This window comes from Marichromatium gracile, from assembly GCF_004343155.1.
GTDB lineage: Bacteria > Pseudomonadota > Gammaproteobacteria > Chromatiales > Chromatiaceae > Marichromatium > Marichromatium gracile.
This window is the reverse complement of the sequence record NZ_SMDC01000001.1, coordinates 378,170-403,020: the sequence shown is the minus strand read 5'-3', so window position 1 is coordinate 403,020 and position 24,851 is coordinate 378,170. Positions and strand designations below refer to the sequence as shown.

General features: G+C 70.7%; 20 protein-coding genes. 6 read left to right on the top strand and 14 right to left on the bottom strand.

Translation table 11 applies throughout. The annotated features are described in order from the left end of the window. The first annotated feature begins 4 nt into the window (after positions 1 to 4). The 6 genes from EDC29_RS01840 (at position 5) to EDC29_RS01815 (ending at position 5,423) form a co-directional block, all read left to right on the top strand. Positions 5 to 391 carry a hypothetical protein gene (locus tag EDC29_RS01840; protein WP_123139020.1) on the top strand — a complete coding sequence of 129 codons (387 nt, stop codon included), beginning with the start codon at positions 5 to 7 and terminating at the stop codon, positions 389 to 391. A 99-nt stretch (positions 392 to 490) separates the two neighbouring features. Beyond that, complete coding sequence (locus EDC29_RS01835) at positions 491 to 2,191, top strand: cation:proton antiporter domain-containing protein (protein ID WP_123139021.1); 1,701 nt, start codon at positions 491 to 493, stop codon at positions 2,189 to 2,191. Between the two features lie 88 nt (positions 2,192 to 2,279). Then, on the top strand, positions 2,280 to 2,945 hold the full coding sequence (locus EDC29_RS01830) for a protein-L-isoaspartate O-methyltransferase family protein (RefSeq protein WP_123139022.1): 666 nt from the start codon (positions 2,280 to 2,282) through the stop codon (positions 2,943 to 2,945). Positions 2,946 to 3,102: 157 nt separating this feature from the next. After that, positions 3,103 to 3,684 carry an isochorismatase family protein gene (locus EDC29_RS01825; RefSeq protein ID WP_123139023.1) on the top strand — a complete coding sequence of 194 codons (582 nt, stop codon included), beginning with the start codon at positions 3,103 to 3,105 and terminating at the stop codon, positions 3,682 to 3,684. Between the two features lie 945 nt (positions 3,685 to 4,629). After that, a complete protein-coding gene (locus EDC29_RS17235; RefSeq protein ID WP_165913408.1) occupies positions 4,630 to 4,797 on the top strand; it encodes a MerR family transcriptional regulator in 168 nt (55 codons plus the stop codon). A 71-nt stretch (positions 4,798 to 4,868) separates the two neighbouring features. Then, entirely contained in the window at positions 4,869 to 5,423 is a 555-nt protein-coding gene (locus tag EDC29_RS01815; protein WP_123143273.1) for a MerR family transcriptional regulator, read from the top strand. Positions 5,424 to 5,708: 285 nt separating this feature from the next. On the opposite strand, the gene waaA is transcribed toward EDC29_RS01815, so the two are convergent. The 14 genes from waaA to EDC29_RS01745 all read right to left on the bottom strand — a co-directional run bounded on the left by waaA (position 5,709) and on the right by EDC29_RS01745 (position 24,814). Next, on the bottom strand, positions 5,709 to 7,022 hold the full coding sequence (gene waaA / locus EDC29_RS01810) for a lipid IV(A) 3-deoxy-D-manno-octulosonic acid transferase (RefSeq protein ID WP_132228309.1): 1,314 nt from the start codon (positions 7,020 to 7,022) through the stop codon (positions 5,709 to 5,711). Continuing rightward, on the bottom strand, positions 7,015 to 8,445 hold the full coding sequence (gene hldE / locus EDC29_RS01805) for a bifunctional D-glycero-beta-D-manno-heptose-7-phosphate kinase/D-glycero-beta-D-manno-heptose 1-phosphate adenylyltransferase HldE (RefSeq protein WP_082805941.1): 1,431 nt from the start codon (positions 8,443 to 8,445) through the stop codon (positions 7,015 to 7,017). The genes waaA and hldE overlap by 8 nt, the downstream gene beginning before the upstream one ends. Before the next feature lie 31 nt (positions 8,446 to 8,476). Continuing rightward, positions 8,477 to 10,990 carry an EAL domain-containing protein gene (locus EDC29_RS01800; protein ID WP_132228307.1) on the bottom strand — a complete coding sequence of 838 codons (2,514 nt, stop codon included), beginning with the start codon at positions 10,988 to 10,990 and terminating at the stop codon, positions 8,477 to 8,479. Positions 10,991 to 11,008: 18 nt separating this feature from the next. Continuing rightward, complete coding sequence (locus tag EDC29_RS01795) at positions 11,009 to 13,039, bottom strand: HDOD domain-containing protein (protein WP_165913407.1); 2,031 nt, start codon at positions 13,037 to 13,039, stop codon at positions 11,009 to 11,011. A 121-nt stretch (positions 13,040 to 13,160) separates the two neighbouring features. Next, a complete protein-coding gene (locus EDC29_RS01790; RefSeq protein ID WP_132228303.1) occupies positions 13,161 to 13,928 on the bottom strand; it encodes a polysaccharide deacetylase family protein in 768 nt (255 codons plus the stop codon). 56 nt (positions 13,929 to 13,984) lie between these two features. Next, complete coding sequence (locus EDC29_RS01785; protein ID WP_062272728.1) at positions 13,985 to 14,503, bottom strand: NADH-quinone oxidoreductase subunit B family protein; 519 nt, start codon at positions 14,501 to 14,503, stop codon at positions 13,985 to 13,987. Between the two features lie 31 nt (positions 14,504 to 14,534). Further along, entirely contained in the window at positions 14,535 to 16,124 is a 1,590-nt protein-coding gene (locus EDC29_RS01780; protein WP_132228301.1) for a hydrogenase large subunit, read from the bottom strand. Further along, positions 16,121 to 17,593 (bottom strand): hydrogenase 4 subunit F, encoded by a 1,473-nt coding sequence (locus tag EDC29_RS01775; protein ID WP_062272724.1) that lies wholly within the window; start codon positions 17,591 to 17,593, stop codon positions 16,121 to 16,123. The genes EDC29_RS01780 and EDC29_RS01775 overlap by 4 nt, the downstream gene beginning before the upstream one ends. Beyond that, a complete protein-coding gene (locus tag EDC29_RS01770; protein WP_123139040.1) occupies positions 17,590 to 18,276 on the bottom strand; it encodes a formate hydrogenlyase in 687 nt (228 codons plus the stop codon). Before EDC29_RS01770 ends, EDC29_RS01775 begins: the two co-directional genes overlap by 4 nt. Further along, positions 18,273 to 19,238, bottom strand: a complete 966-nt coding sequence (locus tag EDC29_RS01765; protein WP_123139041.1) for a respiratory chain complex I subunit 1 family protein — start codon at positions 19,236 to 19,238, stop codon at positions 18,273 to 18,275. Before EDC29_RS01765 ends, EDC29_RS01770 begins: the two co-directional genes overlap by 4 nt. 78 nt (positions 19,239 to 19,316) lie before the next feature. After that, positions 19,317 to 21,329: a hydrogenase 4 subunit B gene (gene hyfB / locus EDC29_RS01760; protein ID WP_123139042.1), complete on the bottom strand. Its 2,013-nt coding sequence runs from the start codon at positions 21,327 to 21,329 to the stop codon at positions 19,317 to 19,319. Next, positions 21,326 to 21,595 (bottom strand): transcriptional regulator, encoded by a 270-nt coding sequence (locus tag EDC29_RS01755; protein ID WP_005224898.1) that lies wholly within the window; start codon positions 21,593 to 21,595, stop codon positions 21,326 to 21,328. Before EDC29_RS01755 ends, hyfB begins: the two co-directional genes overlap by 4 nt. Positions 21,596 to 21,830: 235 nt before the next feature. Continuing rightward, positions 21,831 to 23,144, bottom strand: a complete 1,314-nt coding sequence (locus tag EDC29_RS01750) for a histone deacetylase family protein (RefSeq protein WP_123142792.1) — start codon at positions 23,142 to 23,144, stop codon at positions 21,831 to 21,833. Next, positions 23,138 to 24,814: a hydantoinase/oxoprolinase family protein gene (locus EDC29_RS01745; protein WP_132228299.1), complete on the bottom strand. Its 1,677-nt coding sequence runs from the start codon at positions 24,812 to 24,814 to the stop codon at positions 23,138 to 23,140. The genes EDC29_RS01750 and EDC29_RS01745 overlap by 7 nt, the downstream gene beginning before the upstream one ends. Positions 24,815 to 24,851: the final 37 nt, after the last annotated feature.

Genomic DNA, 24,851 nt, shown 5'->3' with positions numbered 1-24,851 from the left:
ACCGATGAAACACGCACACACCGCCCGGCTGCTCGCGATCGCCCTGCTCGCCGTCTCCACCCTGCCACTCGCCGCCGAGCGCCCGCGCGTCGACACCGTCGACTCGGCGCGGGTCGCCTTCGGTCTGGTCCAGGCCGAGACCGAGACCAGCGGCGTACACGTCCACGGCACCCTCGCCCAGCGCATCCCGCACCGCGGCGCCGTCCCCGGCGCGATCCGCGTCCAGGTGCTCGACGCCCAGGGACAGGTGCTCGCCGAGCGCGACGTGGCGCCGATGCGTCGCAACCGCCAGGCGCTCTCGGCGCACTTCAACACCCATCTCGAGGTCGCGCCGCCGAGCGACGGCAGCGTGCGGGTGATCCATCTGGCAGGATCCGCCCCGCTGGGCTGAACGGCGTCCCGGCACGCCGGCACGACCGGCAGTCGTCGACGCCCGGCGCCACGCACACGGCGTTAACCCTCGCATGGCGGATCTTGATAAAGTTCCGCCATGGAACTGAACAGCTTCGTCATCTCCGCAATCGTGCTGCTCAGCGTGGCGGCGATCACCGTCACCCTGTTCAAGCACCTGGGGCTGGGCTCGATCCTCGGCCTGCTGGTGGCCGGAATCGTGGTCGGGCCACACTCGCCCGGTCCCTACGTCACCGCACACGTCGAGGACGTGCGTCACTTCACCGAGCTGGGCGTGGTGCTGCTGCTGTTTCTCATCGGGCTGGAGATGAAGCCCAAGCGGCTGTGGTCGTTGCGCCGCGAGGTGTTCGGCCTGGGCACCGCGCAGATCCTCCTCAGTGGGCTGGCGATCGCCGCCTACAGCGTCTTCTACGCCCCCTCCTGGCAGGTCAGCCTGCTGATCGGTCTGACCTTCGCGCTCTCCTCCACCGCGCTGGTGATGCAGCTGCTGCACGAGCGCGGCGACATCGCCACCCGTCACGGCACCACCGCCTTCGCGGTGCTGCTGATGCAGGACCTGGCGGTGGTGCCGCTGCTGGCGATCGTGCCGCTGCTCTCCGATCGCGGCACCCTGTCCTCCTCGGTGCCCTTCGGCGAGCAGCTGCTGATCGTCGTCGGCATGGTCGGGCTGATCGTCGTCTTCGGGCGTTATGTGGTGCCCTTCGCGCTGGCGCGACTGCTGCGCCAGGGCAACCGCGAGGCCTTCGCCCTGGTGGTGATGCTCGCCGTCTTCCTCGCCGCCGGGGCGATGCACGAGGCCGGGCTGTCGATGGCGCTCGGCGCCTTCCTGATGGGCATGCTGCTGTCGACCTCGCGCTTCAGCTTCCAGATCCAGGCCCATATCGAGCCCTTCAAGGGGCTGCTGATGAGCCTGTTCTTCGTCGCCGTGGGGATGTCGATCGATCTGCCGGCGATCGCCGCCCAGCCGCTGCTGCTCGCCCAGCACGTGGTGGTGATCGTCGGCATCAAGCTGCTGGTGCTGTTCCTGATCGCGCTGGCCTTCGGGCTGCCGCGCGGCGTGGCCACCCGGGTCGCCTTCATGCTGGCGCAGAGCGGCGAGTTCGGCTTCGTGCTGTTCGGTGCGGCCAAGGCACTGGGGGTGATCGACGACACCACCTTCGCCGTGGCGGTCAGCGTGATCTCGGTGGGGATGCTGATCACCCCGCTGCTGGTGAGGCTCGGCGACCTGCTGGCGCGCCGCGCCGAGCGACGGACGACGAGCCAGACGAGCTTCGACTATGCCACCACCGGGGTCGTCCCCCAGGGGCGGGTGGTGATCGCCGGTTATGGCCGGGTCGGTCACACCATCGCCACCATGCTCGAGGCCAACCAGATCCCCTTCATCTGCTTCGACACCAACCCCGCACACGTCGAGCGCGGCGAGCGCGACCAGCGCCCGGTGTTCTACGGCGACATCGGCGACATCGAGCTGCTCACCGCCGCCCAGGTCGAGCGCGCCGCGCTGGTGATCCTCACCATCGACCACGGCCCCTCGGCGCTGCGCGCCGTCTCGCACATCCGCACCGCCCATCCGCACGTCCCGGTGATCGCCCGTGCCCGCGACCTCGAGGCCTGCGGCAACCTGATCCGCGCCGGTGCCACCCACGCCTACCCCGAGGCGATCGAGAGCAGCCTGCGCCTCGGCGCCGAGGCGCTGCAGATGCTCGGCGTCCCCACCGACGACGTCGACGAACTGCTCCAGGGCGTGCGCAGCCAGGGCTATGCGCCGATGGCCGAATGAGGCGTACACGGGGGCCATTTGCCCTCGTCCGGACCAAACGTTAATTTGTAGGGTCTAGCCAATCATTCATCAGCGAGGTCCTCGTGCCGTGGAGAGCCCTAACGCGCTTGCGCGCTTCAACATGATCCAGCAGCAGATCCGTCCATGGAACGTCCTGGACGAGCGGGTGCTGGGGGCAATGGCCGAGATCGGGCGCGAGCGTTTCGTGCCCGACGGCTATCAGGGGCTTGCCTATGCCGATATCGAGGTGCCGCTGGCCAACGGCGGCCACATGCTGCCGCCCCGGGTAACCGCGCGCATGCTCCAGGCGCTGGCGGTACAGCCCGACGAGCGCGTGCTCGAGATCGGCACCGGCAGCGGTTACGCCACCGCCTGTCTGGCCGCGCTCGGCGCCCAGGTGCTCAGTCTCGAGATCGACCCCGAGCAGGCCGAGATCGCCCGCGCCCACCTCGCCGAGCTCGGCACCGAGCGTGTCGAGATCCGCGCCGCCGACGGTCTCGCCGGGCCGATCGAGGGCGGCCCCTTCGACGCCATCCTGCTCAACGGCGCACTGCCGAGCGACAGCGCGCTGGACGCGCTGCAGTCGCAGCTCGCGCTCGGCGGCCGACTGTGCTGCATCCTCGGCGAGGCGCCGGTGATGGAGGCGGTGCTGATCACCCGCGGCGGCGGCCAGGACTATCAGCGCGAGCCGCTGTTCGAGACCCTGGCCGGGACGCTGCGCAACGCCCCGGCGCGCGAGCAGTTCGTCTTCTGACGCCCCCCTCGCGGACGCCCGCCCGGGCGTCCGCCCGCTCTCCCTTCCCGCAAAGATCTTGAACCCGGCGCCGCTTGCAGCGCACACTCCGTGTTCCGCCGAGCGGCGGATTCGCATCGAAGCACAACACAATCAAGCAGTGCGGAGGACGGACGAGATGAGTATCCACCAGGCGCAGATGCCGCTGTGTCAGCGCGACTTCTCCCAGCTCCTGATCATCGACGCCCAGGAACGGCTCGCCGCGGCGATGCCGCGCGACGAACTCGAGGGCGTCACCGCCAACATCCAGCGGCTGATCAGCGCCGCCAAGACGCTCGACATCCCGGTGATCGCCACCCAGCACAACTCGCGCGGGCTCGGGCCGATCATCGCACCGATCCGCGAGGCGCTGCCCGAGGCGGCCGAACCGACCGAGAAGACCGCCTTCTCCTGCTGTACCGCCCCCGGCTTCGAGCGCAACATCTCCGCCTCGCCGGAGCGGCGCCAACTGGTGGTGGTGGGCATGGAGGCGCACATCTGCATCGTGCAGACCGTCTCCGGGCTGCAGCGCTGGGGCTATCAGGTGTTCGTGCCCGCCGACGGCATCATCTCGCGCCACCCCGCCTACAAGCAGAACGTGCTCGAACGCATGCGCCACTGCGGCATCCAGGTGGTGTGCACCGAATCGGTCGGCTTCGAATGGCTGGGCGACTCGTCCGACGAGCAGTTCCGCGCCGTCTGGTCGTTGTTCAAGGAATAGAGCGGGGGGTGGGAACAGACGCAAGCCATCAACCATCGGTGGCTTGCGTCCGGACGCCGAGCGCAGCCCCATCGGAAGAGATGGTCGAGCATCAGGCGATCCTGGTCTCGGCGGACGTGACGGCTAGGCTGCGGAGTCTCTTACCGATGCACGCGCAGCGGCCAGGAAATCACCAATGAACGTCCTCCCAGACTCGATGGTTGGGACCGCCACGGCGAAAGGCCTCGAAGATGTCGGCGGCCAGCGCGCTGTCGATACCGCGACCACGATCCTCCACCTCCGTCGACAGACGCCGTCCACCTGCTGCAATGGCACCCGCAGATGACCAGGACCGGCATGGCGCAGGGCGTTTTCCAACAGCGCCATCCCGAGCGCGGCGACGATGGAACAAACGCCCCCGACCATCACCACCCGCGAAGGCGTCCAGGTTTCGGACATGCCGCCCGGCAGATAGGCTACGGCGATGGCATGATCGAAGCCCCCCCGGTCAAGGGGTCCATATTCAGATCGCCATGGACGAAGCCGAGGCTCCGTTCCCATCCGGCGAGACGCTCCCGGGCCAGATCCAGCTGACCGGTATCGACGTCCAGACAGATCGGGGGTCGTGCTCCAGCAGGGCCAGGCTCTGCCGGCCGGGAAGCGGAGGCGGCGGTGCGGGCAGGGACGCAGGATCGCCGCCTGACCCGAGAGACGCTCGGCCTCGCGCGCCGAATCGCCGTGAATGGTGCCCATGGTTCCACCCTTTTCCGTTGCGCAAGGAAGAGACGGTGGCCGGTGCGCCCCCTTCGTCTTGAATGCTCTTGCAGCCCGCGGAACGGAGGACATGAGGCGCGCACCCGAATGGCGTGTGAAGGCCTTGACCCGACGACGGCCTCAGGGTCGATGCTCTTCCCCGACGCCGCTGAATCGGGCGCGCGTCCTGCAACCCACACACGGAGAATCGAGATGACCAAAGACCAGTGGATCGAGCTGCTCAAGGAGATCGGGATCGATGAAGACGGCATGCAGCGCTGGCATCGCTGCTTCGAGACCCGTTATCCGGACGGGCACCAGTCCTTCCTCGAATGGCTGAACGTCCCGCCCGACGAGATCCGCCGCATCCGCGCGAGCTGATCGCACCAGAGCGAGAGCGGCCGGGCGACACGCTCGGCCGCTCGCGTCAGACCCCTTCCCGGACCCGCATCATGACCGCTAGAACCTGGACCATCGGACAGGTCGCCCGCCGTTTCGGCCTGGCGCGCAGCACCCTCCTCCATTACGACGCCATCGGGCTGCTGGTCCCGAGCGGCCGCAGCGCCGCCCGCTATCGACTCTATTCGGAGCGCGATCTCGAACGGCTCGAAAAGATCCGTGCCTACCGGGCGACCGGTCTGGCACTGGAGACCATCGCCGAGCTGCTGCGGCACGAGGGCGAAGGACTGCGACCGATACTCGAAGGCAGACTCCTCGCCATCAACCGCGAGATCGAGCAGCTGCGCGACCAGCAGCGGCTCATCCTGCGTCTGCTTCAGACCGACGCCCAGGCACTGGACGTCCCCCTGGTCGACAAGGCGCTGTGGGTCTCGATGCTCCGCGCCGCCGGACTCGACGAACAGGGTATGCGGCGCTGGCATCGCGCCTTCGAAGGCCAGGCGCCAGAGGCGCATGAGGCCTTCCTCGTCTCGCTCGGGATCGAGGCCGACGAGATTGCCGCCATCCGGGCCTGGTCGAGCGAGCCCGATCCACAGACGCCGGATTGAACGCATGCCTCCATTCGCCCCGGTCGAAACGGACGCAGGGCATGGACGTCCGGCCACCGAAGCACCGGTCTTTCGGCGACCGACAAACCCGAACCCATAAGGAGCCAGGAGACGCAAGAACAAACAGCCCCTTCGCTCGCTCACGACCTTCATCGTGACCTGGGCCATCATCGTCCTCATGATCGGGGAAGAGTTGGTCGCCCTCGCCGCTTGCGTCATGCGGCCCAGATCATCATTGCTCATCCGCAGAACATCTCCAGACGGCCATGGTCTGAGGCCCCATGCTCACCCCTTCGGCAAATACCCCTCGACCAACCCGATCAACCGCGCCAGCGCGCCGCGATTGGCCTCGACGAAGGCGCGGCCGTTGGCGCCGATCGCGGCGCGGCACTCGGGGGCGGCGAGCCAGTCGGTGAGGCGCGCGGCCAAGGCCTCGCTGTCGGCGACCCGGGCGCAGCCGCCGAGGCCGATCAGGCGGGTGGTGATCTCGGCGAAGTTGAAGGTGTGCGGGCCGACCAGCGCCGGCACCCCGGCGACGGCGGCCTCGAGCAGGTTGTGACCGCCGACCGGCACCAGCGAGCCGCCGATGAAGGCGACGTCGACGGCGGCGATCAGCCCCGCCAACTCGCCCATGGTGTCGCCGAGCAGGACCTGGGCCTCGCTCACATCGGCGTCGGGATCGGTACGGCGCGCCAGGCGAAAGCCGTGGGTCTCGACCAGCGCGGCGACCTGATCGAAGCGCTCCGGGTGGCGCGGCACCAGCACCAGCAGCGCCTCGGGGTGGTGTTCGAGCACGCGGCGGTGGGCGGCGAGCACCCGCGCCTCCTCGCCCTCGTGGGTGCTGGCGGCGATCCACAGCGGACGCCCCTCGCCCCAGTGCGCGCGCAGCTCGGCACTGCGGGTCTCGCGTTCGGGGTCGTCGGCGACGTCGAACTTGACCGAGCCGGTCACCCGCACCCGCTCGGGCTCGGCGCCGAGCGCGTTGAAGCGACGCGCGTCGCCGCGCCCCTGGGCGGCGATCAGCGCGAAGCGGCGCAGCGTCGGCGCGGTGAGCCGGCCGAGCTGGGCATAGCCGCGCGCCGAGCGCGCCGACAGTCGGGCATTGACCAGCAGCGAGGGGATGCCGCGCTCGGCGCAGGCGTCGAGCATGTTCGGCCAGATCTCGGTCTCGATGACGATCAGCAGCCGGGGACGCGCCTGATCGAGGAAGCGCGCCTGCACCCCGGGCAGGTCGTAGGGGGTGTAGCGGTGCGCCACCCGCTCGCCGAACAGCGCGTGCAGCCGCTCGGCCCCGGTCGGGGTGGTGGTGGTGACCAGCACCCGACAGGTCGGGGTACGCGCGAGCAGGTGGTTGATGAGCCCGCGCGCGGCCAGCACCTCGCCGACCGAGACGGCGTGCACCCAGACCTCGACCGGCGGTGCGGGCACGCCGCGCGCCAGCCGTTCGCCGAGACGCAGCTCGCGCGCCGGTCGCGACAGCCCGCGCAGCACCAGGCGCAGTAGCACCAGCGGCAGGGTCAGACGCAGTACCAGGGTGTAGAGCAGTTGCAACAGTGTCCCCCTGAACGAGGGTTGGTCCTCGATCACCGACTCAGACATCGCGGATCGCCCCGATGATCCGGCTGGTCGAGCGCCCGGGCAGGAAGTCGAGCACCCGCACCTCGCCGCCGCGCGCGCGCACGCAGTCGGCCCCGGCGATCTCCTCGACGCGGTAGTCCCCGCCCTTGACCAGCACGTCCGGGCCGACGGCGCAGATCAGCGCCTCCGGGGTGTCCTCGGAGAAGGGACAGACCCAGTCGACCGAGGCCAGCCCGGCGAGCACCGCCATGCGCTGCTCGACGCCGTTGATCGGTCGCCCCTCGCCCTTGAGCCGGCGCACCGAGTCGTCGTCGTTGACCGCCACCACCAGCCGATCGCCGAGCGCGCGGGCCTGCTGCAGATAGGCGACATGACCCTCGTGGAGGATGTCGAAGCAGCCGTTGGTCATCACCACCCGCTCGCCGCGCGCGCGCGCCTCGGCCACGGTGTGCACCAGGGCGTCGCGATCGAGCAGGGTGCGCCACTCGCCGCCGCGATAGGCGCGCGCCAGTTCGCGCACGCCGACGCTGGCGGTGCCGAGCTTGGCCACCGCCAGCCCGGCGGCGCAGTTGGCCAGGGCGCAGGCGGCGGGCAGCGGCATGCCGGCGGCGAGCGCGGCGGCGAGCGCGGCGATCACGGTATCGCCCGCGCCGGTGACGTCGAACACCTCGCGTGCCTGGGTCGGCAGGTGCAACGCCTCGGCACCGGCGGCGAGCAGCAACATGCCGCGCTCGCCCAGGGTCACCAACAGCGCCTCCAGCGCCAGCTCGTCGCGCAGCCGCCCGGCGCGCGCGATCAGGGTGGCGTCGTCGGCGCAGACGCCGACCACCGCCTCCAGCTCGCCGCGATTGGGGGTGAGCAGGGTGGCGCCGCGATAGCGCGCGAAGTCCGATCCCTTGGGGTCGACCAGCACCGGCAGGCCACGGGCGCGGGCGCGCTCGATCAGCCGCTGCGGGTCGACCAGGGTGCCCTTGCCGTAGTCCGAGAGCAGCAGCAGCTGATGATGCGGCAGCGCGGCCTCGACCAGCGCCGGCAGCGGGTCCTCGGCCAGCGGCGCGAGCGGCTCCTCGAAGTCGAGCCGGATGAGCTGCTGGTGATGGCTGAGCACCCGCAGCTTGGTGATGGTCGGCACGTCGTCGCGACGGTGCAGGTGCAGCGCGACCCCAGCCTCGCGCAGCGGCGCGGCCAGGCACTCGGCGGCCTCGTCGCGACCGGTGACCCCGGCCAGCGCGGTGCGCACGCCGAGCGCGGCGAGGTTGAGCGCGACGTTGGCCGCACCGCCGGGGCGGTCCTCGCGCCCGTCGATGCGCACCACCGGCACCGGGGCCTCGGGCGAGATACGACGGGTGCTGCCGCTCCAGTAGCGGTCGAGCATCAGATCGCCGGCCACGAGGATGCTGGCGCGGCCGAAGTCGGGGAGATCGGGAAGGGGGATCGGGCTCAAGCTGGACTCCGCAATCGCACGGGACAGATCCCTAACATGATCGCACGAGTTCCTCGATCGGGCGCGGTCGACCGACGCCGTAACCCTGAGCGTAATCGACGCCGATGCCGCGCAGCACCTCCAGCGTCTCCTCGCCGTCGACGAACTCGGCCACGGTGCGCATCCCCATCGCCTGACCGACCTCGTTGATCGAGCGCACCATGGTGCGGGCGATCGGGTTGACGGCGATGTCCTTGATGAACATGCCGTCGATCTTGATGAAGTCGACCGGCAGGTTCTTCAGATAGGCGAAGGAGGACAGCCCGCTGCCGAAGTCGTCGAGGGCGAAGCGACAGCCGAGCGCGCGCAGCGCCTCGATGAACTCGACGGCGTTGGTCATGTTGGAGATCGCCGCGGTCTCGGTGACCTCGAAGCAGAGCTTGGCGGCGATGGCCTCGTGGCGGTGCAGCCGCATGGCGATGCGATCGAGCAGCTGGGGGTCGCTCAGCGAGTGACCGGAGAGGTTGATCGAGCACAGGCTGAGACCGTCGAGATGCTCGGGGTGATCGCCGAGCCAGGCGAGCGCCGTCTCCAGCACCCACTCGTCGATCCGCCCGATCAGGTGATAGCGCTCGGCGGCGGGCAGGAAGGCGCCGGGCATCACCGCCGCACCGTCGTCGTCGTACATCCGCAGCAGCAGCTCGTAGTGCGCGCCGTCGCCGTCGCCGTTGACCGGCACGATCGGCTGGAAGGCGAGCCCGAAGCGCGCCTGCTCGAGCGCCAGGTTGATCCGCGACACCCACTGCATCTCGCCGTGACGGCGCGCCAGCTCGGCATCGTCGGCGGTATAGACATGGATGCGGTTTCGCCCGCCGTCCTTGGCCGCGTAACAGGCGCTGTCGGCGGCGCTGAGCAGCGAGACCAGGCCCTCGCTGGCGGCGTCGATCGACACCAGCCCGATGCTCACGCCGAGCCGGAAGCGCTTGTCGCCCCAGACGAAGTGGAAGTCGCCGACGGCCTTGCACAGCGCCTCGGCGACCCGGATCGCGCCGGCGTGCTCGCAGTCCTCCATCAGCACCCCGAACTCGTCGCCGCCGAGCCGCGCCAGGGTGTCCTGCTGACGGATGCAGGCGGCGAGCACGTGGGCGAGCTGGCGCAGCACCGCGTCGCCGGCGATGTGCCCGCAGGTGTCGTTGATCACCTTGAACTGATCGAGATCGAGATAGCAGAGCGCATGCTGGCGGCGCTCGCGCCGCGCCTCCTCGATCGCCCGCTGCAGTCGCTGCTCGAAGGCGCTGCGGTTGAGCAGCCCGGTGAGCGCGTCGAGACTGGCCTGACGGCGCAGCTCCTCGGAGAGTCGGTGGGCCTCGGTGTTGTCGAGCCAGGAGCCGACCAGCTCCACCGCCCGACCGTTGCCGTCGCACAACAGGCGCACGCTGTCGCGCACCCAGCGCCAGTCGCCGTCGCGATGACGCATGCGGTACTCGGCATTGGCCGCGCGCCCGGCATCGCCGTCGAACATGCCGTCGAGCACGGCGCGATCCTCCGGGTGTACCAGCCCCTCCCACACCAGCGCGCCGTTGACCAGTTGCTCGGGATCGTAGCCGAGCAGCTGGCGGAGGTTGTCGCTGACGAAGATGAAGCGCGCCGGGCGCCCCGGCTCGCGGGCATAGACCACCGCCGGGCTGGCGGCGATGACGTGGTGGAGCAGATCGAAGGAGCGGCGCATCGCCTCCTCGGCGCGACGGTGCGCGGCGAGGTCGCGGACCACCGCGAAGACCTCGCCGCCGACCGGCGTCTCGGTACCGGCGCCGAGCGCGAGCAGCTTGATCTCGACCGGCAACGGCGGCCCGCCGGCGCCGTCGAGCAGCTCCAGCTCGATGGCGCGCACCCGCCCCTCGGCGCTCTCACCCAGCTCATCCAGCAGGGCGCTGGCGCGACCCCGATGGCCGGGCGCGACCAGTTCGAGCAGCGGGCGCTCGAGCACGCTCTCGGGACGGCGCTGCAACAGCACCGCGATCCGATCGTTGACGAAGCGCACCCGGCCGGCGCCGTTGAGCAGGAAGATCAGGTCGGGCGAGGCGTGTACCAGGAAGCGGTGGAGACGCTCAGAGTCGCGCAGCCGCGCCTGCATGGTCGCCTGGGCGCGGGTCAGCGCGCCGCGCTCGCAGGCGCGCGCGATCGCCGCAAGCAGGGTGTCGAGCCGATAGGGCTTGGCGACGAAGTCACAGGCGCCATGACGCAGCGCGCGGGTCGCCTCGGCCACCGAGCGGGTGGCGCTGACCACCACCACGGCGATCTCCTCGCCGCGCTCGGCGAGCCGGTCGAGTACCTGCACGCCGTCGCCGACCGGCAGGATCAGGTCGAGCAGGATCAGGTCGAAGCGCTCGCCCTCGAGCTGCGCCAGGGCCTCGGCGACACCGGCGACGGCGCACACCGAGAAGCCCCGCGCCCCGAGCAGGCGCTCCAGGCTGGCGCGACTGCGCGGCTCGTCGTCGACCACCAGCAGGCGCCGGCAGCCGTCCTCGGCCAGCGTCGCGGGGGAAGGGGGTTGTCGATCGCTCATCGCTTCGCTCCGCCTCGCTCAGGGTCGGCGCAGCGGCAACAGGACCTGGAAGCGACAGCCGGCGCCAGGCCGACTGCGACAGCTCACCAGCCCTCCGGCCGCCTCGACCAGATTACGCACGATGGTCAGCCCCACCCCGGCATGTCCCGGCTTGGCGCTCTGTTGCGGCTGAAACAGGGTCTCCAGCCGTTCGGCGGCAAGCCCCGGGCCGTCGTCCTCGACCCGCAGCTCGACATGGGCGCGACCGCCGACCCGCACCCCGTCCTCCAGCGCCACCTCGATCCGTCCGCCCTCGCCCAGCGCCTCGGCGGCGTTGCGCACCAGATTGACCACCACCTGACGCAGGGCGTCGCGCGCCAGACGCAGCGGCGGCAGCGAGTCGGGACAGGTACAGCTGAACGCGATCCCGCGCGGCCGACACAGCGCATGGTCGAGCACCCCGACGAGCCGGCGCAACGACTCGGCCGGATCGCCCTCGTCACCGTCGCCGGCGGCCTCGTCGCCGTCGACCAGACGCACCAGGATGGTCCCGACCCGTTCCAGCTCCTCGCGCAGCACCAGCAGGTCGGCATTGGCCTCGGCGTCGTCTGCAAGACGCTGGGCGAGCAGTTCGAGATAGTTCTGGGCGATGCTCAGCGGGTTGCCCGCCTCGTGCACCACCTGACGCAATCGCGCCCGTTCGAGCAGCGCGCGCTCCTGCGCGGCGCGCTGGTGCAGCAGGCGCTGCTCGCGCTGGCGCGCCAGCGCCCGGCCACAGACCTCGCCGAAGGTCCGCAGCAGCCGCTCGCGCGCGCGCAGCCGGGCGAGCTGCGCCGCGCTCGGCGCCAGCACCAGCACCACGCCGGGCTCGCCGGCGGCGCGCAGCGGCAGACAATAGAGCGCCTCGGCGCCGGCGGCGAGCTGGTGTTCGAGCACCCCGGGCCCGTCGTCCGCGAGCAGCGTCGAGCAGGGCTCGCCGGCGAGTGCGCGAGCGGGCAGGTGCTCACCGTCGGCGGCACAGTCGATCGCCGCGAACCCGGGATCGGCCATCAGCGGATCGCGACCGCGCAAGCGCCCGTCCTCAGCCACCAGGAAGCGCGCCCGGTCGATGCCGAACAGCACCACCACGCAGCGCGCGATGGTCGCGAGCAGCACGTCCTCGTCCTCGGCGCGGGCGAGCTGGCCGTCGAGCCCGTCGACCAGCGCGCGATCGCACAGCGCACGCGTCAACGGCGCGCCCGGCGCGCTACCGCTCTCGAACCCCAGCGCCGCGCACAGCGGCTCGACCTGTTGCACGGCCTCGCGATGCAGCCGTTGCGCCAGCGCCGGGGTCAGGCCGAACAGCGCATCGGCCAGCGCCAGGGCCTCGGACTCGCGCCAGTGCGGACTGTCGAGTGCGTTGGCCAGATGCACCAGACGCAGCGCCGGCGGCGCGTCGGCGAGCGCCGCGAGCGGGGCGTGATGATGGCGCGCGGCCATCACCAGCGGCGCCGGCAACCGCCAGGCGCCGAGCAGCGCGCCACCCACGGCGCAGTGATCGACACCGAGCCGTTCGCGCTCGCGCGCGAGCAGACGCGCGGCATCACCCTCGCCCGCGCCTTCGGGCGGCCACTCACCGCGCTGGGTGGCGATCACCAGACGACCGATGTCGTGCAGCAGACCGGCGAGATAGAGCCGCTCGGGCGCGTCGATGGAGAGGGTATGGGCCAGGGCGCGGGCGAGCGCGGCGGTGACCAGGGCATGACGCCAGAAGGCGGCGAGCGTCGCGGCGGACAGCGCGCGCTCCGGGGCCAAGGCCTGGACCAGCGCGGTGGTCAGGGCGATGGTCTTGATGGTGTCGAGCCCGAGGGTGACCAGCACCCGTTCGAGCGAGACGAAGGTGGGCGCACGACGGCGGAAGGCGGCGGAGTTGGCGATCGCCAGCATCCGCGTGGTCAGCGACGGGTCGCGCGCGCAGATCCGCGCCAGGGTCTCGAACTCGACGGCCTCGTCGACGAAGGCATCGAGCAGTTCGAGCAGCACCAGGGGTGGCGAGGGCAGCGCGTCGAGCGCGCTCGGATCGATATCCATGCTTGCTGTGGCCATAGAACGAACACCGCAGATCGATCGTCGGGGGATCGCTCCAGGTCATCGCTCCATGGTGTGCCCGCAGCGCATGATTCACGCGAAAAGTGTAATGAATTTCACCCGCTCATTCACCCGCCAATCGCGCCCGCCAGCTCACCAGATCGGGCTTGGGGGCGTGCTTGACCGCGACCTTCCACCAGAAACCGAGCAGGTCGTCGCCGAAGGAGATCGCCTTGCGCGGCAGCGCCAGCGGATGATCGGCGCGGGTCGCGGCACCGCGCAGACAGGTCGTCGCCGAGCGATAACCGGCGGCGGCGGCAAGCCCCGGGGTGTGGTGATCGAAGCTGCCGAAGGGATAGCAGAGATGCTGCACCGGGGCGCCGAGCAGGTCCTCGAGCCGTGCACGACTGGCGCCCAGCTCCTCGGCCTGACGCGCAGGCGGGCACTCGCCGAGCTTGACGTGATTGGCGGTGTGCGAGCCGATGGTGATGCCAGCGGCATGGACCTCGCGCAGCGCGGCGGCGTCCATCAGCTCGGGGACCGGGCGGCCGGGGTCCTTGGCGAACCACTCGGCGCGCCGCCCGACCCAGTCGCTGATGACATAGACGGTGGCCGGGAAGCCGTGACGCGCGAGCACCGGCAGGGCGTGGTCGACGAAGTTGCGATAACCGTCGTCGAAGGTCAGTACCACCGAGCGCGGCGCCAGCGCGCGCTCGCCGCGCAGCCCGGCGAGCGCCTCGTCGAGCCCGATCACCCGATAGCCGAGGCGCGCGAGCAACGCCATCTGCGCGCTGAAGCGACGGCGATCGCAGTAGTTGGCGCGATGTGCGCGCATCGGCGCGAAATCGCCGACCTGGTGATACATCAGGATCGAGAGACGGGGCTCGCTCATGGTGACACTCGTGCGATGGGGATGAGTGCCAAGGATACCGTCGCCGGCGATCGCGATCAGTCGCGATCCTGCGCCAGCGCCGCCAGCAACCCCTCGACCAGCTGCAGCGGGGTGGGCGGGCAGCCGGGGATGCGCACGTCGACCGGGATCACCCGCTCGACCGCGCCGCAGCTGGCATAGCTCTCGCCGAACTCGCCGCCGTCGCAGGCGCAGTCGCCGGCGGCGATGACGAACTTGGGCGCGGGCATGGCGCGCCAGGTGCGACGCAGCGCCTGTTCCATGTGACGCGACACCGGCCCGGTGACCAGCAGCGCGTCGGCATGACGCGGCGAGGCGCAGAAGCGGATGCCGAAGCGTTCGAGGTCGTAGTAGGCGTTGGCGAGGGCGTGGATCTCGATCTCGCAACCACCGCAGGAACCGGCATCGACCTGACGGATCGCGAGGCTGTGGCCGAACCGCGCGTCGACCCGGCGGCGCAGCTCGATGCCGAGACGTTCGAGGCCGGCGGCGTCGGGACGCGCGACCGGCTCGGTGCGCAGCCCGGTGCGAACGATCTGGTTGAGGATGCGGAACATGGTTCAGTGCCTGTCGATGCTGGGGCGGGCGCTACAGGTCCACCCCGGAGTAGGAGCCGTTGACCGACTTGTTGCACACCGGGAAGTCGGGGACGATGTTGCCGAGGATCAGGTGTTCGAGCGCCGGCCAGTTGAACCAGCTCGGGTCGCGCGGGAAGTAGCGCGCCACCCGCCCGGCGACATCGAGCCGCACCAGCGCGACCGACTCGCCGCGCCAGCCCTCGACCAGCCCCAGCCCGCTGGCCTCGGGGCGCGGCGTCAGCGGCGCCGCGATCGCGCCCTCGGGGAGCGCGGCGAGCAGCTGCTCGATCAGCCCCAGGCTGGCGTGGATCTCGCGCATCCGCACCCGCATCCGCGCCGCCACGTCGCCCTCGTGCTCGACCACCGCCGTCTCCAGCCGCAGCCGGTCGTAGGGTGCGTAGGGGACGTGATGGCGCAGGTCGTGGTCGATCCCGCTGGCCTTGGCGACATAGCCGGTGCAGCCGAGCGCGCGCGCCGTGCCCTGCGCGAGGATGCCGGTGGTGAGCAGCCGGTCGTTGAGCGGCGGATGATCGTCGAGGATGTCGAACAGCCGCCGCAGCACCCGTCTGAGCTCGCCGTTGGCCTGGATCAGACGCTCCGGCGCGGCGGGGTCGAGATCGCGCACCACGCCGCCGGGGACCAGAGTGTCCATCAGCAGACGATGGCCGAAATGGCTGGCGTTGTCGCGCTGCCAGCGCTCGCGCAGCAGCGCGCACTGGCTCTGGCCGAAGCCGAAACCGACGTCGTTGCAGATCCCGCCGATGTCGCCGAGATGGTTGGCCACCCGCTCGCGCTCGGCGAGCAGCGCGCGCAGATAGAGCGCGCGCGCCGGCACCTCGGTGTCGCAGGCGCGCTCGAGTGCCTGACAGGCCGCCCAGGCATGGGCCACGGTGCTGTCGGCGGCGACCCGCGCGGCGAGTCGCACCAGCCCCGCGGCATCACGGCCGACGGCGTGTTTCTCGATGCCCTTGTGGACATAGCCGAGACGCTCCTCGAGCCGCAGCACGTCCTCGCCCATCACCTGGAAGCGGAAGTGTCCGGGGGCGATCACCCCGGCGTGCACCGGCCCCACCGGCACCTCGCAGACGCCGTTGCCCTGCAGCCGCACGATCGGGTAGTCGCCATCGGCGGGGGTGCGACCGGGATGGTCGCCGGCGAGCGGGAAGTCGGGACGCAGCGGGTGGGCCGTCTCCGGCCAGGCCTGGTGACGGGTCCAGCGCACCGCACCGCGCGGATGACCGAGGAAGCGCACCCCGAGGAGGTCCTGGGCATGGCGTTCGAGACGGTCGACACCGGGGAAGAGCGGGGTGTGGGAGGCCAGCTCGGGCGGCGCGCCCGTCACCTCGGTCTGCGCCAGCAGATAGCCGTCGGCGGCGGCGAACAGCGCCTGCACGCGCAGCCGCTCCTCATCGAGCGCATCGGCCCAGAGCCCGGCGTGACGCAGCCCGGCGTCGGCGGCGAGCTCGGCGAGCAGGCCCCAGTGCGCCGCCGGCAGCGCCAGACAGGACTCGACCCCGGCGACGCCGGCGCATGCAGTGGCGCCGATACCCGGGGCGGTGAGCAGCCCCTGCAGGTCGGCGAGCGGATCGGTGACGTTCATAGCAGATGACTCCCCGCGATCAGTCCGGTCGCCCGGTCGAGCCAGCCGGCGAGCAGCGCCGGGATCGCCAGCCCCAGCCACAGCACCAGCCCGAGATGGATCATCACCGGCAGCATGTTGGCCTCGACCGGCTGCTGACCCTCGGGCGGCGTGCCGTAGACCATCGGGTGGACATGGCGAAACAGCCCGGCGCAGGCCACCGCCAGCCCGCCGAGCAGCGCCACGCTCAACCAGGGCTGGGTCTGGATGGTGGCGGTGAGCAGCAGGAACTCGCTGGCGAAGACCCCGAACGGCGGGAAGCCGGCGATCGCCACCACCCCCAGCAACAGCGACCAGCCGACCGCCGGCTGGGTACGGATCAGCCCGCGGATGCGGTCGATCGACTGGGTGCCGGCGATGTGCGCAGCGTGCCCCACGGTGATGAAGATCGCCGACTTGGTCAGCGAGTGCACCAGCATGTGCAGCAGCGCGCCGAAGGTGGCCAGCGGCCCGCCGAGCCCGAAGGCGAAGGTCATCAGGCCCATGTGCTCGATCGAGGAGTAGCTGAACATCCGCTTGATGTCGCGCTGGCGGTGCAGAAACAGCCCGGCGACGAGGAAGGAGATCAGCCCGAAGCCCATCAGCAGCGCACCGGCCAGGTGCGGGGTATCGGTCGCCGCCAGCGAGCCGTCGACCAGCATCTTCAGCCGCACCACGGCATAGAGGGCGACGTTGAGCAGCAGCCCGGAGAGCACCGCAGACATCGGCGTCGGCCCCTCGGAGTGGGCATCGGGCAGCCACTGGTGCATCGGCACCAGCCCGACCTTGGTGCCGTAGCCGACCAGCAGGAAGACGAAGGCGATGCGCATCACCGTGGGGTCGAGCGCCGCGGCGTCGGCGTAGAGCACGCTCCAGGTCAGCCCCTCGGTGGGGTCGGCGAGCACCTGCTGGGCGGCGAAGTAGGTCAGCACGGTGCCGAACAGCGCCAGGGCGATGCCGACGCCGCAGAGGATGAAGTACTTCCACGCCGCCTCGACCGCCTCCGGGGTGCGATAGAGCGAGACCAGCAGCACCGTGGCCAGGGTCGCGCCCTCGACCGCCACCCAGAGCACGCCGAGGTTGTCGGTGGTGAGTGCCACCAGCATGGTCAGCATGAAGGTCTGGTACATGCTGTGATAGATGCGCACCCCGGGCGGACTGATACGGGCGTTGGCGCAGACGTGACGCATGTAGGGGCGCGAGAAGATCGCCGTGGTCAGACCGACGAAGGCGGTGAGCACCACCAGATAGACGTTGAAGGCATCGACCCTGAAGTGCAGCCCGGCGACCACCTCGTGCGCGGCGACCGTCCAGCCGAGCCACAACGCGGCGGCCAGGGTGAGCGCGGCGACGCCGAGGTTGATCCAGCCGGCCCAGCGCACCGAGCTGACGAAGGCGAGCGCCAGCGCCCCGGCCAGCGGCAGCAGCAGGATCAGGATCAGCGCGCTCATGGCGTCTCCTCCTCGGTCTCGGTGAGGCGGTTGAGGCGGTCGACGTCGAGCGAGTCGATGCTGTCGCGGATCTGGAAGAAGAACACCCCGAACAGCACCATCGCCACCAGCACGTCGAAGGCCACGCCCAGCTCGACCACCAGCGGCATGCCGGCGGTGGCGGAGACCGCGGCCAGGAACAGCCCGTTCTCCATCGACATGAAGCCGAGCACCTGGGCCACCGCCTGCTGGCGCGCCACCAGCATCAGCAGCCCGATCAGCACCACCGCCAGGCTCACCGCGACGATGTTGCGGGTGAAGGTCAGCTCCTCGGCAACGATCGGCACCACCACCCAGTAGCTGAAGATCACCAGCGCCACCGCCGCCATGCTCACCAGCGCCGGGTGGCTGAGGGTCTCGGTGTGACGCTCCAGGGCGAGACGGCGCACCAGCCGGTGCAGCATCCAGGGGATCAGCATCGCCTTCAGCGCCAGGGTGAGCAGCGCCGAGAAATAGAGATGGTGGGCGTGGCCGGCGATCGCCACGGTGAGGGTCACCGCGGCGATCAGCGCGCCCTGCCAGGCGAAGGCGTGGATGGCGGCGAGCAGTCGGGTCTGCGACAGCAGCCCGAAGGACAGGAAGAGCACCAGCGCCGCCTGCAGCAGCACGAACTGTTCGAGCAGCGGCAGTTGCGTGAGACTCATGCGCCCACCTCCAGGATGACGTGACTGAGCAGCCCGAGCAGGGCCAGCAGCAGGGCGAGGTTGAGGAAGGCCGGGGCGCGGAACAGCCGCATCTTGGCCACCACCGTCTCGCCGACGGCGAGCGCCGCGCCGAGCACCGCGAGCTTGAGCAGGATCGCCCCCAGGCCGAGCGCCAGCGCCGCCGGGGCGAACGCCTGACCGATCCCCCAGGGCACGAAGACGTTGGCGATCAGCACCCCGTAGAGCATCAGCTTGAGATACGCGGCCAACTCCATCAGCGCCAGGTGGCGACCGGTGTACTCGAGCAGCATGCCCTCGTGGATCATCGTCAGTTCGAGATGGGTGGTGGGGTTGTCGACCGGGATGCGTCCGCTCTCGGCGAGCGCCACCAGCACCAGGGCGCCGAAGGCGAAGAGATAGGACGGGCGGACCACGAAGCCGTCGGCCAGGTGATAGCCGATCACGCTCGACAGGCTGGTGCTGTGGGCGCTCATCGCCAGGGTGAAGACCGCGACCAGCATCGCCGGCTCGGCGAGGCTCGAGACCATCATCTCGCGCGAGGCGCCCATGCCGCCGAAGGCGGTGCCGACGTCCATCCCCGCCAGCGCGAGGAAGAAGCGCGCCAGACCGAGCAGGCCGACCAGCACGATGATGTCGGCGATCTGCGCCGTCGGCAGGTCGCGCGCCACCAGCGGCACCGTGGCCGCGGCCAGCCAGGTGGCGACGAACACCACGTAGGGCGCCAGACGGAACAGCGGCGAGGCGGTGTGCGCCACCCGCGTCTCCTTCGCCAGCAGCTTGCGCAGGTCGCGATAGGGTTGCAGCACCGAGGCGCCGCGGCGGTTGTTCAGCCGCGCCTTGACCTTGCGCACCCAGCCGATCAGCAGGGGCGCCAGCGCGGGGTAGAGCAGCGCCTGCAGCAGCGCCATCCCCCAGGCCGAGAGCATCACAGGTTCATCCATCGCACAGGGTCCCGCACGGCAGTGGGCGCGCCGCGACTGGGCGCGACGCCACCGGGTTGAGCAGGGCGCGCGCCGCGATCACGAGATGATCCACAGCAGCACCAGCAGCGTCGCCAGGGTCCAGCCCAGATAGACCCGCACGTTCCCCGACTGCAGCAGCACCACCCGACGCGCGGCCGACTCCACCGCCTGGGCCAGCGGCACATAGAGCAGCGACCAAGCACGGTCGGCGATGCGCAGGCGATAGCGCGGCCGGGTATCGGTGGCCGCGGGCTTGCGCTCGTCGATCGCGAAGGCGAGCGCGAACACCCGGCGGATCGGCTGGGCGAAGGCCGCGGCGCTGTACTGCATCCGCGGCGTCGGCGGGGTCAGACCGCAGTCCCAGGGGTCGCAGCGGCGCACCCGTCGTACCCGCCCGCGCCGCGCCCAGAGGATCGCCGCACCGGCGATCAGCGCCAGCAGCAGGATCGACAGCGGCGCGCTGTAGCTCGCGGTCTCGGCCGAGACCGGGGTCAGCCACAGCCAGCCGCCGGCAGCGGCCTGCGGCAGCCCGGTGCCGACGACGGCCACGGCGACCGGGTCGAGCAGCGCGATCACCTGGGTCGGCAGCACCCCGAGCAGCACGCAGAAGAGCGCCAGCAGCCCCTGTCCCCAACGCATCCCCAGCGGCACCGCCCGCGCCCGCCGGACGTGACGCGAGCGCGCCTGGCCGAGGAAGGCGACGCCATAGACCTTGACGAAGGTCGCCGCCACCAGCGCGCCGGTGAGCGCGAGTACCGCCGAGACGATCGGGATCAGGCTGCGCAGCACGCCGCTGTCGAGCTGCCAGGCCTGGAGCGCGGCCTGGAAGGTCAGCCATTCGGAGACGAAGCCGTTGAGCGGCGGCAGCGCCGAGATCGCGACACAACCGATGAGGAAGAACAGCCCGGTCCAGGGCATGCGCCGCAGCAGCCCGCCCATCTGCTCGAGGTCGCGCTCGTGGGTGCTGTGCAGCACCGCCCCGGCGCCGAGAAACAGCAGCCCCTTGAACAGCGCGTGGTTGATGGCGTGATAGAGCGCGGCGACGAAGGCCAGCGCGGCGAGCGTCGGATGGCCGGTGGCCATGAACAGCACCGCCAGACCGAGGGCGATGAAGATGATGCCGAGGTTCTCCACCGAGGAGTAGGCGAGCAGCCGCTTGAGGTCGCTCTGCATCATCGCAAACAGCACCCCGGTGAGCGCCGAGAGACTGCCGACGGCCAGCATCACCACGCCCCACTGCCAGTGGAACTGACCGATCAGGTCGAAGACCACGCGCACGAAGCCGTAGACGGCGACCTTGAGCATCGCCCCGGACATCAGCGCCGAGATGTGCGAGGGCGCCACCGGGTGCGCCTCGGGCAGCCAGGCGTGCAGCGGCACCAGCCCCGCCTTCATGCCGAAGCCGAGCAGCACCAGGGCGAAGCACAGGCTCGCCCAGGACGTCGACAGCGCCGCCTCGCGCAGCAGGGTGAACTCGAAACCGCCGGCGAAGGCGGCGAGCACGCCGAAGCCGAGCAGGATCGCCAGCCCGCCGACATGGGCCATCAGCAGATAGAGGAAGGCTGCGCGACGGTTGGCCGGGTTGTCGTGGTGGAAGGCGACGAGGAAATAGGAGGCCAGCGACATCAGCTCCCAGGCCACCATGAACACGAAGGCGTCGGCGGCGAGCACCACCAGCAGCATGCCGGCGACGAACAGCCCGCTGAAGCCGCCGAGCGCGGCGAGCGACTCGCGTCCGTTCTCCAACCCGCGCACATAGGCCGGGCCGTAGATGCCGGCGGCGGTGACGAGGATACCGATCAGCGCGAGGAAGAAGCCGGCGAGGGCGTCGAGTTGGAGGTGCCAGGGCAGCCAGGGCAGCCCCAGCGGCAGGACGAGACCGAGATCGAGCCCCTCGACCAGCGCCCACAGCCCGGCGCCGCTCGCCGCCACCCCGGAGAGCCCGAGCAGCGGCAGCGAGGCCCAACGCAGCGCCCGCGGCCAGCGTGCGGCCGGCAGCGCGACCAGCGCCGAGGCCAGCGCCAGGGTCAGCGCCAGCAGGGCCAGTGACAGGGCGGGATGCATGTTCATGGACGATCGTCGTCCGGCGGCATGACCTTCAGCCGCACCCCGCGTCCGCCACCGGCGCTGACCGCACCTTCGCCGATCAGCTCGATACCGGCCCGATCGAGCGCCTCGACCACCTTGACCAGGGATTCGACATTGCCGCGCACCTGGCCGTCGCTGGCCTCCATGCGCTGGATGGTCGGCAGCGACAGGGCCGCCGCCTCGGCCAGTCGGCGTTGATCGAGGCCCAGCAGGGCGCGGGCGGCACGAAGTTGCGCGGCTGTAATCATGTCTCAGACATCACTAATTAGTATTTGAACATTAGCTTAGTACTCTGAACCATGTTTATGCAAACGTTGAACATGATAAATCACCGTCCAGATATCACACTGGACGCTGACGATCAGACAGACGAGCGCCCGTCACGACGGCGCAGAGACGCCGGCGCCTGGAGTCGAACGGGGAGAGGCGCCTCGTGCACCGCCGACGAACGGCGGTAGCGGGCGAGGCGGGGGAAGATCGCGATCAGCGGATCAGATAACGATCGGCGGGACGGTCCTGGAGGAAGGCGGCGGCGAAGCCCTCGTCGGGCGCCAGCTCGAACCAGCGCAGCGCGGCGCGACGGCAGTCGTCGCAGGCATAGAGCGGGACATGGACGGCGAGCGTCTGCGGACCGTCGCCGATGCGGGTGGCGATACGCAGCGCGCCGCCGCAGTGCCGACACAGCCGCACCGCCTCGTGCTGATGCTCGAAGGCGTCGATGGTGTCGTAGTAGATCTCGCGGGTGCGATGGGCACACTCGTCGCTGACCGCGTGGAGCTGTGCCTGACGCTGCTCGCGCTTGGCCCAGACGGCGCGGGTGCGGGTGCCGATGCGGCGCACCGCCTCGGTGATCTCCTCGGGCTGCACCCCGCCCGAGGGGCGGCGGTAGGGCTCGACGACATGATCGCTCTCCAGCCCGGTCATCGCCAGCAGGATGCCCATGTTGATATAGGGCAGCGCGCTCTCGATCGAGTAGCCGCCCTCGAGCACCGCCAGGTCCGGGGCGAGCAGCCGGGTCAGCTCGGCATAGCCACGGGCGCTGAAGTCCATGTCGGTGAGCGGGTCGGCGAAGTGGTTGTCCTGACCGGCGGAGTTGATCACCAGCTCGGGCTCGAAGTCCTCGAGGATCGGCAGCACGGTGTCGCGCACGATCTCCAGATAACCGGCGTCGGAGGTGCGCGGCGGCAGCGGGATGTTGACGGTGGCACCGACCGCGTTGGGCCCGCCCTGCTCGTCCATGAAGCCGGTGCCGGGATAGAGGGTGCGACCGTCCTGATGGATGGAGATGAAGAGCACGTCGGGATCGTGCCAGTAGATGTCCTGGGTGCCGTCGCCGTGATGGCAGTCGGTGTCGATGATGGCGACGCGGCGGATGTCGTGCTGCTGGCGCAGCGCCTCGATCATGATCGCCTCGTTGTTGATCGCGCAGAAGCCGCGCCCGCCGTGCATCACCCGCTGGGCGTGATGACCCGGCGGGCGCACCAGCGCGAAGCCGCGCTCAATGTCGCCGGCGTGCCAGGCGCGGGCGAGACGCAGCGCGCCACCGGCGGCGATGCGGTGCGACTCGCCGGCCACCGTCTCGACCCCGGACGGGCAGAAGTGGACCCGCTGCACGTCGGCCACGGAGACCGGCTCGGGGCGGTATTCGCGCACCCCCTCGAGATCGAGCAGGCCCTCCTCGCAGATCTGGTCGCGGGTGTAGAGCAGGCGCTCCTCGCGTTCGGGGTGGGTGGCCTCGATCGCCCAGTCGAAGGCGGGAAAGAGGACCAGCCCGGTCTCGTGTCTGGCACTCAGCATACGGCGACCTTGGCGTGTTCCGGGGTGAAGGGCTCGAGCAGCCCGGGCTTGACCTGGAGGGTCAGACGGATGTTGCGCCCGACGGTGGAGAAGCCGCGCACGATGTTGAACTCGAGGTCCTCGACCACCTCCAGCTCCGGGGTCCCGGCCTCGGGACCGAGACGCTCGAAGAGCAATGCCCGGGCCTGCTCCAGCGCCTGCTCGCGCCGATAACTCCGATCGCACCGCCACTGCCGGTCGCTCCCGGAGCAGCTCACCCAGCCCTGCTCGGTGTCGGCGATCAGGCTCAGGGCATCGGTCGGGCGCGCCATCGCCGCACCGATCGCGTTGGCCACCCCCGAATCGGGCACCAGCTCGACCGGCAGCTGGCTGCGCCGCGCCAGGTGCGGGGCCAGCGACTCGGCCGGCCCGCCGAGCACCAGGATGCGCGCCGGGCGGATGCGATGCCCGTCGAGCAGCTCGTGGATGGTGTCGACATGGCTGCCGTTGACCTGATCGACCAGGCCATCGACCGCGGCCATGATCCGTCGACAGGCGTGATCGATCACCGCGCGCGCGGCCATCGCCGGCTCGCAGCCGAGTTCGGCAGCGAGCTCGGCCACCCCGGCGGTGGCCACCTGCGGGTCGCCGCGCTCGCTCTCGCCGAGGGCGATCAGCGCGTCGGTGGGGGTGAGCGCCGGTCCGCCGCGCGCCAGCGGTGCGCCGAGTCGGCGTGGACCGATGGTGATCTTGCCCTCGACACAGCGCACCTCGCTGTCGCCGCCGACGCCGATCGAGCGGCTGAGTAGGGCGCGGATCAGGGTGCGGGTGGCGCCGATGGTGATGCCGAGCGGTTCGAGCAGCGGCGAACCGCCGCTGAGCAGGGCGATCTCGGTGGTGGTGCCGCCGATGTCGAGCACCACCACGTCCTCCTCGGGCGAGGCCACCGGGATGGCCCCCATCACGCTCGCCGCCGGCCCCGAGAGCACGGTCTCGGCGGGGGAGTCGAGCGAGGCGGCCAGCGACAGGGTGCCGCCATCGGCCTTGAGCAGGTGCACCGGGGCGCTCACCCCGCGGGTGCGCAGCGCCTCGGCGATCGCCTCGTAGAAGTTGCGGTGCAGCGGATAGACCGAGGCGGCGAGATGGGTGGTGGCGATGCGCCGGGGGAAGTTGAGCTGCCCGGAGACGCGGTGGCCGGTGAACACCCGCTCGAAGCGCTCGGCGATACGCTCGGCGATGCCCAGCTCGTGGGCCGGGTTGCGGGTGGAGAACTTGCCCACCACGCCGACATAGCGGATGCCGGCGGCGGCAAAGCGCTCGGCGCAGAGATCGACGGCGTCGAGATCAAGCGGGCTGATCTCGCGACCGCGATGATCGATCGCGCCCGGCACCACCGCGTAATGCTCGCCGGTGCGATAGAGCGCGGGATCGACCCCGGGACCGGCGCACACCAGCATCCCCACCGGGGAGAGACCGGCGCCGACCACCGCGTTGGTGGTCAGCGTGGTGCTCAGCACCACCCGGCGCACCGCCGTCGGCTCGGTGGCGTGCAGCACCCGGTCGAGGGCCTCGAGCAGGGTCGCGCCCAGGTCGTCGGGGTCGGTGTCGACCTTGGCGCGCGCGCGCACCCCCTCGGGGCCGAGCAAGACGATGTCGGCGTGCGTGCCGCCGACGTCCAGTCCGATGATCATCCATTCCTCCGCGAGAGACCCCGGTCCGTGTGCCCAG

Bases quoted from the DNA above. Each gene is read 5' to 3' on its own strand.
- EDC29_RS01840 (WP_123139020.1), top strand. From the start codon at position 5: ATGAAACACGCACACACCGCCCGGCTGCTCGCGATCGCCCTGCTCGCC.
- EDC29_RS01835 (WP_123139021.1), top strand. From the start codon at position 491: ATGGAACTGAACAGCTTCGTCATCTCCGCAATCGTGCTGCTCAGCGTG.
- EDC29_RS01825 (WP_123139023.1), top strand. From the start codon at position 3,103: ATGAGTATCCACCAGGCGCAGATGCCGCTGTGTCAGCGCGACTTCTCC.
- EDC29_RS17235 (WP_165913408.1), top strand. From the start codon at position 4,630: ATGACCAAAGACCAGTGGATCGAGCTGCTCAAGGAGATCGGGATCGAT.
- EDC29_RS01815 (WP_123143273.1), top strand. From the start codon at position 4,869: ATGACCGCTAGAACCTGGACCATCGGACAGGTCGCCCGCCGTTTCGGC.
- waaA (WP_132228309.1), bottom strand. From the start codon at position 7,022: ATGTCTGAGTCGGTGATCGAGGACCAACCCTCGTTCAGGGGGACACTG.
- EDC29_RS01800 (WP_132228307.1), bottom strand. From the start codon at position 10,990: ATGAGCGATCGACAACCCCCTTCCCCCGCGACGCTGGCCGAGGACGGC.
- EDC29_RS01795 (WP_165913407.1), bottom strand. From the start codon at position 13,039: ATGGATATCGATCCGAGCGCGCTCGACGCGCTGCCCTCGCCACCCCTG.
- EDC29_RS01790 (WP_132228303.1), bottom strand. From the start codon at position 13,928: ATGAGCGAGCCCCGTCTCTCGATCCTGATGTATCACCAGGTCGGCGAT.
- EDC29_RS01785 (WP_062272728.1), bottom strand. From the start codon at position 14,503: ATGTTCCGCATCCTCAACCAGATCGTTCGCACCGGGCTGCGCACCGAG.
- EDC29_RS01780 (WP_132228301.1), bottom strand. From the start codon at position 16,124: ATGAACGTCACCGATCCGCTCGCCGACCTGCAGGGGCTGCTCACCGCC.
- EDC29_RS01775 (WP_062272724.1), bottom strand. From the start codon at position 17,593: ATGAGCGCGCTGATCCTGATCCTGCTGCTGCCGCTGGCCGGGGCGCTG.
- EDC29_RS01770 (WP_123139040.1), bottom strand. From the start codon at position 18,276: ATGAGTCTCACGCAACTGCCGCTGCTCGAACAGTTCGTGCTGCTGCAG.
- EDC29_RS01765 (WP_123139041.1), bottom strand. From the start codon at position 19,238: ATGGATGAACCTGTGATGCTCTCGGCCTGGGGGATGGCGCTGCTGCAG.
- hyfB (WP_123139042.1), bottom strand. From the start codon at position 21,329: ATGAACATGCATCCCGCCCTGTCACTGGCCCTGCTGGCGCTGACCCTG.
- EDC29_RS01755 (WP_005224898.1), bottom strand. From the start codon at position 21,595: ATGATTACAGCCGCGCAACTTCGTGCCGCCCGCGCCCTGCTGGGCCTC.
- EDC29_RS01750 (WP_123142792.1), bottom strand. From the start codon at position 23,144: ATGCTGAGTGCCAGACACGAGACCGGGCTGGTCCTCTTTCCCGCCTTC.
- EDC29_RS01745 (WP_132228299.1), bottom strand. From the start codon at position 24,814: ATGATCATCGGACTGGACGTCGGCGGCACGCACGCCGACATCGTCTTG.